This window comes from Variovorax sp. EL159, from assembly GCF_900100965.1.
Taxonomy (GTDB): domain Bacteria; phylum Pseudomonadota; class Gammaproteobacteria; order Burkholderiales; family Burkholderiaceae_C; genus Variovorax.
Genome location: NZ_FMUJ01000004.1, coordinates 588,815 through 600,242, shown reverse-complemented (window position 1 = coordinate 600,242; position 11,428 = coordinate 588,815). Strand labels below are relative to the sequence as shown.

Below are 11,428 nucleotides of genomic sequence, written 5' to 3'. Positions count from 1 at the left end.
TAGGGATTCGACAGACCGCCATCCTCCTGTAGAGTCGTCGCACACCGGAGAGCGTTACCTTGGGAAAGACAACAGAAGCACAGGCACCGAAGCCACAGGCCGACAGGCGCGAAGCCATCGTCCACGCCGCCTGGCGCATGGCCGCCACGGGCGGGCTGGCCGCGGTCACGATCCGCTCCATCGCCGGCGAGATCGGGTTCACCACGGGCATCGTGATGCACCACTTCCCCACGAAGGAAGCGATCCTGGAAGAGATGATCGAACGCCTTTATCGCGGCCTGTTCGATGACTACCGTGCCGCCATCGAGCGCGCGCCGGCCGGCCGGCGGCTCGAACGCATGCTGCTGTCATGCCTGCCGCTCAAGCCCCACACCGCCTTCGGCTGGAAGCTCTCGATCGTGCTGCAGAGCGAAGCGCTGCGTTCACCCGTCATCGCGAAGATGCAGCAGCGCCACTACCGCGTGTACGAAGACGACATGATGCGAGAGCTCGTGCAGCTGCAGGCCGACGGGCAGATCCCCGCGAAAACCGACCTTGCCTTTGCCATGTCCCGGCTGATCGCACTGGTGGAAGGCATCGGCGCCACCTACGCGCTGCGGCCGCGCGCCATGCCGACGAAGCTGCAGCGCCAGCTCGTGCTCGACGAACTCGAGCGGCTGCAGGCGCAGCCGCGCGGCTAGCGGCTAGCGGCTAGCGAATCGCGTAGCCGGCCACGATGCCGACGAACACCGCGAAGCCCAGCCAGTGGTTCTCGCGGAAGGCCTTGAAGCAACCCTCGCGCGTGCGCTCGCGGATCAGGCGCCAATGCCAGAACGCCTGCGCCACAGCTGCGGCGATGCCCGCGTAGAACAGCGCGCCTAGAGAACGGCTGCTGCCGGCCCAGATCCAGACCGCCAGGAAGATCGCGTAGCTCAGCATCACCGCCGCCACATCGAAACGGCCGAAGGTGATGGCCGAGGTCTTCATGCCGATCTTGAGGTCGTCGTCGCGGTCGACCATCGCGTATTCGGTGTCGTAGGCCAGCACCCAGAACAGGTTGCCCGCGAGCAGCAGCCAGGCAAACCACGGCACCGTCGACTGCACGGCCGCGAATGCCATCGGAATGCCGAAGCTGAAGGCGATGCCCAGCACCGCCTGCGGGATCGACACGAAGCGCTTGGCGAAGGGATAGATCAGCGTGATCGCCAGCGCCGCGAACGACCACAGCACCGTCGTGCGGTTGGTGGTGAGCACGAGCCCGAAAGACACCAGCGCCAGCACCACGCCGAGGCCCAGCGCTTCCTTGACCGACATCGCACCGCTGGTCACGGGGCGCTGGGCGGTGCGCTTCACGTGGCGGTCGAAATCGCGGTCGGCCACATCGTTCACGCAGCAGCCCGCGCTGCGCATCAGGAAGGTACCGAGCGTGAACACCACGACCAGGTGCAAGCCCGGCCAGCCGTCGGCGGCGAACCAGAGCGCACCCAGCGTGGGCCACAACAGCAGCAGCCAGCCGGCGGGGCGGTTCCAGCGGATCAGGTCGAGGTAGAGCGCAAAACGACGGGCAAGCATGCGGGTGGCCGAACGGGCGGGCAAAAAAAGAGCGGCCATTGTGCCGCTCTTGGGGTTTCGCGAAGACGCCGGGGTGCGCTCAGTCTTCCAGCAGCGAACGCAGCATCCAGGCGGTCTGGTCGTGCACGGTGCAACGCGCGGTCAGCATGTCGGCCGTCGGATCGTCGCCGGCTTCTTCGGCCACGGGGATGAATTCGCGTGCGATGCGCGACACGGTCTCGTGGCCCTTCACCAGGATGCGCACCATGTCCATGGCCTTGGGCGGTGTTTGCGGCACGTCGGGCACGGTGGCGATCTTGCTGAACTCGGCGTACGAGCCTGGCGCGTAGTGGCCAAGGGCGCGGATGCGTTCCGCGAGCACGTCGGTGGAGTTCCACAGCTCGGTGTACTGGCCCATGAACATCGCGTGCAGCGAGTTGAAGTGCGGGCCCGTCACGTTCCAGTGGAAGTTGTGCGTGGTGAGGTACAGCGTGTACGTGTCGGCCAGCACGCGGCTCAGGCCTTCGGCAATGGCCGCGCGGTCCTGGCGTTCGATGCCGATGTTGATGATCGGCGCGTTGCGGCTGCCCGACTCCTGCGCGACCACGGCGCGGCCCTTCTTGGGCACCTTGCCGGCGGAGGAAGCGGGCGACGATTTCTTCGAGGCTTTGGCCATGGCGAGAACTCTTTCTTCAAGTTGGGATGTGAACGAGTGATTCTCGAAGCCGCGCTGCGGCTTCGCAACAGCCTCACTCTATCCCAGCGATGAGCGATTCAAAACAGCCGCCGCGTAGGCCAATTCCTCGAATCTCTATGAGAGACGCTTGACGCCCGGCAGCTCGCACGCATAGATCGCGTTGCGCAGCGCGGCAATGGCTTCATAGCGCGTGAAGGTGCGGCGCCATGCGAGCACCACGCGGCGCGTGGGCGGATCGCGGTCGTGCGCATCGCGCACCGGCAGGTAGCGCACCATCTGCTCGGGCTCCTTGCGGCCCTTGACCTTGGGCTTGAGCGCCTCGGCCGGCACCGACAGGCGCGGCACCAGCGTCACGCCCATGCCCGAGGCCACCATGTGCTTGATGGTTTCGAGCGACGAGCCCTCGAAGCTCTTGCGGATGCCTTCGGCATTGCTGGAGAAGCGCGCGAACTCGGGGCACACCTCGAGCACATGGTCGCGAAAGCAATGGCCCGTGCCCAGCAGCAGCATCGTTTCGTTCTGCAGCTCTTCGGAGGTGATCGATTCGCGGTCGGCAAACTTGTGTTTGGTCGGCAGCGCCGCCATGAAGGGCTCGTCGTACAGCGGCGCCATCGCAAGGCCCGTGTCGGGAAAGGGCTCGGCCATGATGGCGCAGTCGATCTCGCCGGCGCGCAGCATCTCGAGCAGCTTGGCGGTGAAGTTCTCCTGCAGCACCAGCGGCATCTGCGGTGTACGCGCGATCACCTGGCGTACCAGGTCGGGCAGCAGGTACGGCCCGATGGTGTAGATAACGCCCAGATTGAGCGGGCCGGCCAGCGGGTCTTTGCCGCGCTTGGCGATTTCCTTGATGCTGGCGGCCTGGTCGAGCACGCTTTGCGCCTGCTGCACGATCTGCTCGCCGAGCGGCGTGACGGTCACTTCGCCGGCGCTGCGCTCGAAGAGCTTGACCTCGAGCTCGTCCTCGAGTTTCTTGATGGCCACCGAGAGGGTCGGTTGGGAGACGTAGCAGGCCTCGGCCGCCTTGCCGAAGTGCCGTTCGCGGGCTACTGCGACGATGTATTTGAGTTCGGTGAGAGTCATAGCTTGCGTCAATTATGCGCAAGCATGTGTGACCCGGCACGAGCGGGGTTTTATAGGCTCCTAACAGAGTGTCAAATTTCCCAACAGAGTGTGAAAAATCGAGAATTCGAGCAAAAACGCGGAATAACAGAGTGTCAAAAAATTCTGTGGAAAATTCGGCGCGAATGCCACAGTAGACACTCACATTGAAGGAAAAATTCTCACGCATTGCCAGCGAAGCCAGCACCGGAGACTGCGCATGAAATCAAGTCATTCCTTCAACTAGAGCAGTATTCCGGCGCCCATCGCGGGGCGCCCCACGCTCTGCCTCGACTGAGCGTGGTCAACGCACTAGTGATTGCGCCTGGGCACCTGCGCTGCCACAGACGCGGCTTCAAGCCTCGCCTCAAACTCGGCGACGAAAAGTCCCATATCAATACCCACTGCGGCTGCCCAATGCCTCAGTTCAACAAAGTCGATGCGCCGAGCTCCCCGCTCAACTTTGCTGAGGTCACTTTGGGTTATGCCAAGTTTCTTGGCCAGTTCCTCCTGGGTCATTTCCCTCGCTTGCCTGAACTCTCGTAAGAGAGTCGTCACCAGCTTACTTTGCCGGCTGTAAATCGTCTTCTGCATGAGCCACTTCCTTGTGGCCCGCACCCTGAAGTTCGTTTTGAAATAGTGGAAATTCGACTATTCTTCAGATCTCACGCTGAAGCGCCTCGACTCATCGCGGCTCCCGGCGAAGTCCGCGTCTTTTTACAGCTGGCACTACACAGGACGACGAATGAAAGCAGAGCCGACACAGCCTCCCATCGATAACAGGATCGCAGATCTTGGTGATTTAGCTATGCCGGACGACCGATCAAGTTTTCGACGAGATACGCCGCGCTTTGAACCACCACTTCAGGACACCACCGGCTTGCCGTTGAGAGAAAGCACTCATTCACGTTGGCATCAGGAGACTCGCTCGTGACACTCCCGCTCCTGGCGATGCTCGCCATCGCACTGGCGCTCTTCTACTGGGCCTGGATCGCCTCGCCTCGCTCGATCCAGGCCGGGCGCGAGCAGATGCTCCAGGAACAAGGCCAAGCATCGAGCGCGAGCTTCTTCCCGGTCGATCCCCGGCGCATGCTGGGCGATTGGGACGGAACCTGCATCCTGTTCGATACGGATGCCCGCAAGGCCTGCATCATCAGTCGGGGAAAGAAAGCCCGGACGGTCGATTTCGACTACTTCCGGACATGGCAGCTCAAGTGGACCGAATATCCCGGGAATCCGGGGTTTCGCTTTCAGCATGTGCACTTCCTCTTCGAGACCAGTGACTTCGATCGCCCGACGATCCGGGTCGCCGTGCCCTCCAGGTCCGATGGCGAGGCATGGAACGCCAAGCTCTCGATCTTGATGCCTTGAATGCGCTACTGAAGAAATGGGCCTACCGATGTGAAGCTGCTCATCCTTTCAGACCTTCACCTCGAGTACGGCACCTTTCTCGTCCCGAAGGTCGACTACGACGTCGTGATCCTTGCCGGGGACATCTCCGTGCCCGGCTCCAGGGCCTTGCGCTGGGCCCGGCAGGCGGAGAACTTCGGAGGGACGGTCCCGATCATTTTTGTCCCGGGCAATCACGAATTCTTTGAGGGCATTCTGCAGACCTCGCTCAAGGAAATGGCGCTCACCGCGAGATCGTGCAACGTGCACCTCCTGGCGCCCGGCGAGGCTGTGATCGCCGACGTCCGGTTTTTGGGTTGCACGCTGTGGACGGACTTCGAACTGCCGATCCAGACCAAGACGGGGTTGCTGGTAGACACCGAGCTGGCCATGAAGGCGGCCAAAGTCCATCTCAACGACTACTCATCGATCCGATGGGCCGAGGTGCAGGAGTCCTCCGACGCACCCGCGGCATCAGCCAAGTCAAAAAAGCGCCGCCTGCTACCCGAAGACACGCGAACGCTCCATCAGAGTGACCGCGCCTGGCTGGCCCAGAAGTTGGCCGAGCCCTTCGACGGCCCGACTGTGGTCGTGACCCACCACGCCCCGCATCGGAATTCTCTCGCGCCGCACTACCAGTCCGACTGGCTGTCCGCATCCTTTGTGAGCGAGCTCCCAAGCTTCTTCTTCGATGTGCCCTCGCTCTGGGTTCACGGCCACGTCCACGCGAGCCTCGACTACGAAGCCGGCAACTGCCGGGTGGTGTGCAACCCCCGGGGGTACTTGCGGCATGGCCGCGACCAGGAGAACAAGCAGTTCAACCCCGAGCTTGTGGTCGAGCTATGAGTGACATCCAGCCATCTACCCGCACGATCCAGCAAGTGTTGGCTGCCGCGACTGTGGTCTCGGGCGCGGACCCCGAGGCGGCCATCCTCTGGTACAGGAACGAGCCACTCGCGCCGTTTGACAACAGGACCGCCGGGTCGCTGGTAGCCGAGGGGCGAGTTGCCGATGTGCTCAATCTCCTTGAGTCCTTCCAAGCGGGGTTTGTTGGATGACGACGTCTTGCACTTGCCATCTATCCATGGCGGAAGCGACGTCGCGCCATGATGCCCTTGGCCGCACAGGGGACTCCAGCGAACTGCTGTTCCTAGATATCGATGGTGTTCTTCATCCTGTCGGCGTGGACTACTCGTTCAGCAGCAGGTTTTTCAGCCATTTGCCGCGGCTGGAAGCGCTCCTTCGGGAATTCGAGTCTGTCGATGTCGTCATTTCCTCGGATTGGCGGCTGGCCGAAAGCATCGAGCAGCTGCAGCGCTACTTCAGTGCTGACATTCGGCATAGGATCATCGGCGCGACACCGCAGATCGACCCCAATGCGACCGTCCACTACCGTCGCCAGTTGGAAATCCAGGCCTGGCTCGATGGGAATGGCCGCCGTGTCGCAGAGTGGGTCGCGCTCGACGATTGGCCTGAGAGCTTTGAAGCGGGCTTCGCGCGGCTCGTGCTCACCGATCCCAAACAGGCATTCGACCAGGACAGCTTCCAGGAGCTGCGCTCGCACTTCCTGCGGTTCGCGGCTGAACGATGAATCGCCATCGGCATATGAAATGAACTCGCTCTTCTCGTCGGACCTCCATGCGCGATCCGAGTACAACCAGTCGAAGCCCAAGCTCATGTTCTTCGGCGACCCGCACGGCGATCTCGATCCGGTGATCGCCGCGGTCGAGCGCCTTCGGCCAGAGGCGACCGTGCTGCTAGGCGACATCCAGGCGCGCCGGCCTCTGCACGTCGAGCTAAGGCCGATCCTGGATCTCACCGAGATCTGGTTCATCCACGGGAACCACGACACGGACTCCGATGCCGACTACGATAACCTGTGGGGATCAGAGCTCGCCGACCGCAACCTGCACGGGCGCATCGTCGAGATCGCCGGGTACAAGGTCGCAGCCCTGGGCGGGATCTTTCGCAGCAAGATCTGGGATCCGCGGCAGCCGATCGAGAAGGCCGCCTTCCAGTCGAGCGACGCCATGCGCCGCACCATGAAGCGCGAGGAACGGTGGCGCGACGGCATCTCCCGCAAGCACCGGTCCTCCATCTTCCCGGCCGACTACCAACAGCTGCTCAGGCACCCATCTGCCGACATTCTGGTGACGCACGAGGCGCCGGCGGTTCACCCGCACGGCTGGCAGGTGATCAACGAGCTCGCCGAAAAGCTTGGCGTCGAACTGGTGGTCCATGGCCACCACCATCAGAACATCGACTATCTCGGCGAGGGCCTGATGACCGCCGCGGCGCCTTTCCGTGCCTTCGGGGTCGACATGGGCTCGCACCTGGCATGGCCGCTGCACTCGCAGGGGCGGCTTGAGTCGGATGGTCTTCCACAAGACTTGTTGGATCTCGCTACCCAGGTCTTTGGCGCAGAGGCCCGAACCTGGCTGGACAAACCTCATGAGCTGCTCGACGGCCAGACGCCCGCAGCGTTCGCTGTTGGAGGCGACTCGGAAAAGGTCCGATTGATGCTCAATGCCATCCAGCACGGCGGCGTCGTATGAGGCGCGATAGGAACGGCTTGAGAGGTTCAGGGTGATCCTGTTCCTCGACTTCGACGGCGTGCTGCACCCAGAGGGGGAAGATCACGTCCTCAACGGCGGCGCCGACTTCTGCTTCCTGCCACGCCTGGAGACGTTGCTGCGCGAGTTCCCGCATGTGAACATCGTGATCAGCTCATCCTGGCGCGAACAGCTTCTCTACAAGACTCTGCTGAAACCGTTCTCCAGCGACATCCGGGCCCGGATTCTTGGGGCCACGCCTCATTCGGGCTTTGGGCTTCCCCCTCCGTACAAGAAGCGAGAAGGAGAAATCCTTGCCTGGCTCCAGCTTCACGATGCGACCGACGAGCCCTGGGTCGCACTCGACGACGCCTACTGGCAATTCGGTCTCTGCAAGGACCATCTGGTGGTGTGCGGCTCGTTCACTGGCTTCGACGACAAGGCCAGTGCCGAGCTTCGCGCGCGCTTCGAAGGAGCGATCCAATGAAAGTGTTGATCCTTTCAGACCTTCACCTTGAATTCGCGCCGTTCGAGCCGGCACCCGATCTCGAATTCGATGTCGCCATTCTCGCTGGTGACATTCATTCCCCGGCCAAGCGCGCCGTCCAGTGGGCGGCGGATCGCTTTCGAGGCAGGCCCGTGGTATATCTGCTGGGCAACCACGAGTACTACGACGGTCGGTTGGACACGACGCTGGCCGAAGCACGCCGCGCGGCCGACGGCAGCAATGTCCATCTGCTCGACGGTGACGAACTGGTGATCGGCGCCGTACGGTTCCTCGGCGCGACGCTGTGGACCGATTTCGCGCTCGCCATCGAGACACCCGAAGGGCTGATCCGTGACTCGGCCCGTGCCATGAAGACGGCGACCAATCTGCTGAACGATTACACGCTGATCCGGGCACCTGACGAGTCGGCAGAACCTGATACCTGGCGCTTCAAACAAGGACGAAAACTCCAGGCACAAGACACGCTGCGGATTCACCAGGCGCAGCGAGCCTGGCTGCGCGACAAGCTTTCGGAACCGTTCGCTGGACAGACGGTGGTTGTGACGCACCATGCGCCCCATCGCGGCTCACTCGCGCAGCGCTACGCCGATGATTGGGCCTCAGGCGCCTTCGTCACCGAGCTTCCGGATGCATTCTTTGATGTGCCCGTGCTCTGGGTCCACGGACACACACATCAGCAGTTCGACTATCGAGTTCGCTCTTGCCGAGTCGTGAGCAATCCGCGCGGCTACGTGAACTGGAGCGGCAGGATCGAGAACAAGGCGTTCGATCCTTGTCTGGTCATCAATCTGGAGTCACCCATCGGAGGCAACAACTGGTGAAACTCTCTATTCTCTCCAGTCCCACATGGAACGTTACTTGCTGCGAGCGCTACAGGCTTATTTCCACCTTGGGAGCAAGCTGTTTCAGCGCACCATCGAGCTTGTTGGGCAAGAGCTCGAGAGGATCCACTTTGCGCAGAACAGCCAGAAGCTGAATCCCCTGTTCGGTGCCTGCAAACTTGTTGTAGCGCTCAATGTCCCGCAGGTTTCCTGGGGATGGCAGGTCGTCCCCCCCTTTTCCATGCTTTGCACCACGAACCGAGTGCATTCCATACGCCTGCGCGTAACGTTGAGCAATGATTACCTCTGCTCGCTCGTGAGCACAGTCCGTACGAATCTGATAGTCGCGAAGCTCGAATACTTCCTCGATCGCCAGCGCTCGTAGCTCTTTGGTTGCCACAGCTCCGCCTCTCCCAAAATGGCTGCGCACCCTTCGTTCGAAGTTTAGGGTCGAGCCGACGTACCAACGGCCCCCTTCGACTCGAAGCACGTAGATGTAGTACAGAACATTCTTTGCAATGGATAGTCCCATAGGGCGTTGGACAAGGTCGTGTTGCAGGTTGTGGAACGGCTGTCGCCGAAGCCTCGTTGTCGGACAGACATTCTTGCAAGATCCTTGCCTCAGTGCTCAGCTAGCTCATCCCGGGTTTTCGAGGCATCTCGTCGAACGAGTGATAGTTCCGAATGCCTTTGGATCTGTTTAGGCGACCGATGAACGTTGCGTCAATCCGGGCCTGCAGAAAGGCAACGAGGTCAGTAAAGAATGCTTCATCCAGGAGTTTCCAAGGCCCCTTGAATTGGCGCTTCAAGGCCAGATGGATGGCTTGGTACTTGAAGTCGGTTTTACCAGTGGGATCGCCCTTTTGATACTGTTGATACCTGTCGATCAGGTAGGAACAGTAAGACGACATGGATGCCGATGCGCCGATGGTCCCCGCCGGCGGAGCTACCGAAACCTTCTGCCGGGTGGTGGTGAAGTTGATGGTGTTGGCCTGAACCGCCCCGGGACTGTGGATGGCAATGTTTCCCTTGTTGTTCACGACAGAGATGCGGGTGTAGTTGGCCAAGAGTTGCTCGGCCACGCGGGTAACCTGTGGAGAAATCTCCGTCACTCCTCTCTCTTCGTGCTGCAGCTTCATCGCAAGAAGTACGTCAGCGGTGTACTTGCGGGTTTCTGTGTCGATGATCTTGTGATGCCGGCCGCACATGAGGATGAGATTGGACGCGGCGTTGCGCTTTTCCGGTGATTGAGATTTTTCGTAGCGCGGCCCGCCAGTATTGAGCGCTCGTATGTGGCAAATCTCTGCGGTCACAGTTCCCGATTCCTCTACAACGGGGGCAGCGCAGCCCGGGAACGCGCAAAGGTTTCGCGATTTGGCGAACAGGGCCTTCAGCGCAGGAAGAGTTGGGGCGGTCACAGCAAAACCTCTCGAGATTATTTCCATCGCTCTCTGTATGGAGTCGGGATGCTAAATCCGTCAGTCGTAGATACTCGCAATCGGATTTTCGACGTTGCTGACCGCAAGCTCCAGGTCCGCAGTTGATCGGATCGCACCCTCGGTGAAGGAGTCCAGGTTGACGAATGAGTAGTGAGCACTTCGCGGTGCGGCGCTCAGCCAAGCGCATGTTCGCGCACGTTGCCATCCATCTCTTTCAACTCGCTCTCCAGGTGCTCGGTTTCCTCTAACTGCCTAGCCAATTCCGACTGAGGTGACAAGCCGAGAATGCGAACAACCTTGGGAAGTCCCTGGTAGCTGAAGTATTCCGTCAGAATATGCTCCAAGCCGGACTTGCGGGTCTGGGTGTAGAAGGTCTTCAAGCTGGGGTAGCACTTTCCACTTTCGGTAAGTTCGCTCCAGATGGCCTTTTTTGTTTTTCCCGCGAAGTAGGCCTGCCAGTGGTCACCGAACTGTGCGCTGGCAAAGGTGGCCAGGCTCTGTTTGGCGTCATTAAGCTTCGCACCGGCAGCGGCGAGTTCACCCAAGAGGTTGCGCAAGGCCCAGCCACGAAATGTCGCCGCCATGCCTTTGCGCTCGGTGTAGTTACGGACATACAGGTCGTATTTCGTGGCGCAAGCGGGGCAATGCATCTCCCAGCGCTCATCAGAGCGATTCCAGTCGTCGAATCGCGAGATGACTGCATATCTTCCCGCTCCGCATGGGCAGGGTCGATAAGTCGGCGCCGCTTCATCCCACGACATACATGCTCCCAAGCCCAGTCATCAACGACATCAACATTCGCCTTGTATGCTTACCAAGCATCGGTTGCAGTCCAATTCAGTTCCGAATCGATCCGTTGACGCAACTGAGTGTCGATCTGGCGTGGGGCTCGCCGTACATAGCGCTCCGCCTCGTCTCGTGCGGGGCCTGTCAGCTTGTGAAGGTAGTCAAGCACAACGTCTGAAGACGGCGTTGTTTCAATCCCACCGAACTTTGCGGGCAACGCGGTCCAGATCACATGCTGGAGGTTTTGGCTTTGCGCCCATGCCTCTAAGTCAGTGATGGTCGATGGAAACTGTTCGCCAAGCGACCAGCTTCCGATGTATTTTCCAGCTGTAGACACGGGTACTCTCTCGCGGATGCGCAGGTCCTCACGTGCTTGCGTCAGATCTGTCGTAATCATCCTTGCCCACAGAGAACGGACCGACATGGCAGAGCTATCCAACACGAGCGTCATCCGACCATCCTTTGATTGCCGTAAGAAGTCAACAGCAACAAGCGGTCCATCATCCAACCAGTCCGATTGAATGGGAAGGCCGCGCCGATCCCAAATCAGCGATCCCCACCCAAGACAAGCAATCTGGGCCATGAGCTCTCCTCCTGACGACAACGTT

General features: G+C 60.8%; 15 protein-coding genes. 7 read left to right on the top strand and 8 right to left on the bottom strand.

All coding sequences use genetic code 11. The features are described from left to right. The first annotated feature begins 59 nt into the window (after positions 1 to 59). On the top strand, positions 60 to 680 hold the full coding sequence (locus BLQ28_RS19935; RefSeq protein ID WP_093242980.1) for a TetR/AcrR family transcriptional regulator: 621 nt from the start codon (positions 60 to 62) through the stop codon (positions 678 to 680). Positions 681 to 690: 10 nt separating this feature from the next. On the opposite strand, the gene ubiA is transcribed toward BLQ28_RS19935, so the two are convergent. The 4 genes from ubiA to BLQ28_RS19915 form a co-directional block, all read right to left on the bottom strand. Then, positions 691 to 1,551 (bottom strand): 4-hydroxybenzoate octaprenyltransferase, encoded by an 861-nt coding sequence (gene ubiA / locus BLQ28_RS19930; RefSeq protein WP_093243463.1) that lies wholly within the window; start codon positions 1,549 to 1,551, stop codon positions 691 to 693. Positions 1,552 to 1,630: 79 nt separating this feature from the next. Beyond that, a complete protein-coding gene (locus BLQ28_RS19925; RefSeq protein ID WP_093242977.1) occupies positions 1,631 to 2,206 on the bottom strand; it encodes a Dps family protein in 576 nt (191 codons plus the stop codon). 135 nt (positions 2,207 to 2,341) lie between these two features. After that, complete coding sequence (locus BLQ28_RS19920) at positions 2,342 to 3,307, bottom strand: LysR substrate-binding domain-containing protein (protein WP_021012935.1); 966 nt, start codon at positions 3,305 to 3,307, stop codon at positions 2,342 to 2,344. Positions 3,308 to 3,637: 330 nt separating this feature from the next. Continuing rightward, complete coding sequence (locus BLQ28_RS19915; RefSeq protein ID WP_093242975.1) at positions 3,638 to 3,919, bottom strand: helix-turn-helix domain-containing protein; 282 nt, start codon at positions 3,917 to 3,919, stop codon at positions 3,638 to 3,640. Positions 3,920 to 4,276: 357 nt separating this feature from the next. Between BLQ28_RS19915 and BLQ28_RS19910 the strand changes: the two genes are divergently transcribed. The 6 genes from BLQ28_RS19910 to BLQ28_RS19880 all read left to right on the top strand — a co-directional run bounded on the left by BLQ28_RS19910 (position 4,277) and on the right by BLQ28_RS19880 (position 8,595). Beyond that, complete coding sequence (locus BLQ28_RS19910; RefSeq protein WP_093243461.1) at positions 4,277 to 4,696, top strand: hypothetical protein; 420 nt, start codon at positions 4,277 to 4,279, stop codon at positions 4,694 to 4,696. A gap of 30 nt (positions 4,697 to 4,726) precedes the next feature. Then, complete coding sequence (locus tag BLQ28_RS19905; RefSeq protein WP_093242973.1) at positions 4,727 to 5,560, top strand: metallophosphoesterase; 834 nt, start codon at positions 4,727 to 4,729, stop codon at positions 5,558 to 5,560. A 238-nt stretch (positions 5,561 to 5,798) separates the two neighbouring features. Continuing rightward, positions 5,799 to 6,305, top strand: coding sequence for an HAD domain-containing protein (locus BLQ28_RS19895; RefSeq protein WP_093242969.1), 507 nt, complete (start codon positions 5,799 to 5,801; stop codon positions 6,303 to 6,305). A gap of 19 nt (positions 6,306 to 6,324) precedes the next feature. Continuing rightward, on the top strand, positions 6,325 to 7,269 hold the full coding sequence (locus BLQ28_RS19890) for a metallophosphoesterase (RefSeq protein ID WP_093242967.1): 945 nt from the start codon (positions 6,325 to 6,327) through the stop codon (positions 7,267 to 7,269). A 31-nt stretch (positions 7,270 to 7,300) separates the two neighbouring features. Next, the gene (locus BLQ28_RS19885; RefSeq protein WP_093242965.1) at positions 7,301 to 7,753 is read left to right on the top strand and encodes an HAD domain-containing protein; all 453 of its coding nucleotides are present in this window, start codon (positions 7,301 to 7,303) and stop codon (positions 7,751 to 7,753) included. Continuing rightward, the gene (locus BLQ28_RS19880; protein ID WP_093242963.1) at positions 7,750 to 8,595 is read left to right on the top strand and encodes a metallophosphoesterase; all 846 of its coding nucleotides are present in this window, start codon (positions 7,750 to 7,752) and stop codon (positions 8,593 to 8,595) included. Before BLQ28_RS19885 ends, BLQ28_RS19880 begins: the two co-directional genes overlap by 4 nt. Before the next feature lie 49 nt (positions 8,596 to 8,644). Here BLQ28_RS19880 and BLQ28_RS19875 read toward each other — a convergent pair whose 3' ends face one another. The 4 genes from BLQ28_RS19875 to BLQ28_RS32695 all read right to left on the bottom strand — a co-directional run bounded on the left by BLQ28_RS19875 (position 8,645) and on the right by BLQ28_RS32695 (position 11,403). Next, complete coding sequence (locus BLQ28_RS19875) at positions 8,645 to 9,127, bottom strand: GIY-YIG nuclease family protein (RefSeq protein WP_093242961.1); 483 nt, start codon at positions 9,125 to 9,127, stop codon at positions 8,645 to 8,647. Between the two features lie 100 nt (positions 9,128 to 9,227). After that, entirely contained in the window at positions 9,228 to 10,040 is an 813-nt protein-coding gene (locus tag BLQ28_RS19870) for an HNH endonuclease signature motif containing protein (RefSeq protein ID WP_143012523.1), read from the bottom strand. A gap of 167 nt (positions 10,041 to 10,207) precedes the next feature. Next, complete coding sequence (locus BLQ28_RS19865) at positions 10,208 to 10,795, bottom strand: hypothetical protein (RefSeq protein WP_143012522.1); 588 nt, start codon at positions 10,793 to 10,795, stop codon at positions 10,208 to 10,210. 50 nt (positions 10,796 to 10,845) lie between these two features. Continuing rightward, positions 10,846 to 11,403, bottom strand: coding sequence for a hypothetical protein (locus BLQ28_RS32695; RefSeq protein WP_143012521.1), 558 nt, complete (start codon positions 11,401 to 11,403; stop codon positions 10,846 to 10,848). Between the last annotated feature and the right edge of the window lie 25 nt (positions 11,404 to 11,428).

Coding starts and splice junctions, on each gene's coding strand:
- ubiA (WP_093243463.1), bottom strand. CDS start 1,551: ATGCTTGCCCGTCGTTTTGCGCTCTACCTCGACCTGATCCGCTGGAAC.
- BLQ28_RS19925 (WP_093242977.1), bottom strand. CDS start 2,206: ATGGCCAAAGCCTCGAAGAAATCGTCGCCCGCTTCCTCCGCCGGCAAG.
- BLQ28_RS19920 (WP_021012935.1), bottom strand. CDS start 3,307: ATGACTCTCACCGAACTCAAATACATCGTCGCAGTAGCCCGCGAACGG.
- BLQ28_RS19915 (WP_093242975.1), bottom strand. CDS start 3,919: ATGCAGAAGACGATTTACAGCCGGCAAAGTAAGCTGGTGACGACTCTC.
- BLQ28_RS19910 (WP_093243461.1), top strand. CDS start 4,277: ATGCTCGCCATCGCACTGGCGCTCTTCTACTGGGCCTGGATCGCCTCG.
- BLQ28_RS19895 (WP_093242969.1), top strand. CDS start 5,799: ATGGCGGAAGCGACGTCGCGCCATGATGCCCTTGGCCGCACAGGGGAC.
- BLQ28_RS19890 (WP_093242967.1), top strand. CDS start 6,325: ATGAACTCGCTCTTCTCGTCGGACCTCCATGCGCGATCCGAGTACAAC.
- BLQ28_RS19880 (WP_093242963.1), top strand. CDS start 7,750: ATGAAAGTGTTGATCCTTTCAGACCTTCACCTTGAATTCGCGCCGTTC.
- BLQ28_RS19875 (WP_093242961.1), bottom strand. CDS start 9,127: ATGGGACTATCCATTGCAAAGAATGTTCTGTACTACATCTACGTGCTT.
- BLQ28_RS19870 (WP_143012523.1), bottom strand. CDS start 10,040: ATGGAAATAATCTCGAGAGGTTTTGCTGTGACCGCCCCAACTCTTCCT.
- BLQ28_RS19865 (WP_143012522.1), bottom strand. CDS start 10,795: ATGTCGTGGGATGAAGCGGCGCCGACTTATCGACCCTGCCCATGCGGA.
- BLQ28_RS32695 (WP_143012521.1), bottom strand. CDS start 11,403: ATGGCCCAGATTGCTTGTCTTGGGTGGGGATCGCTGATTTGGGATCGG.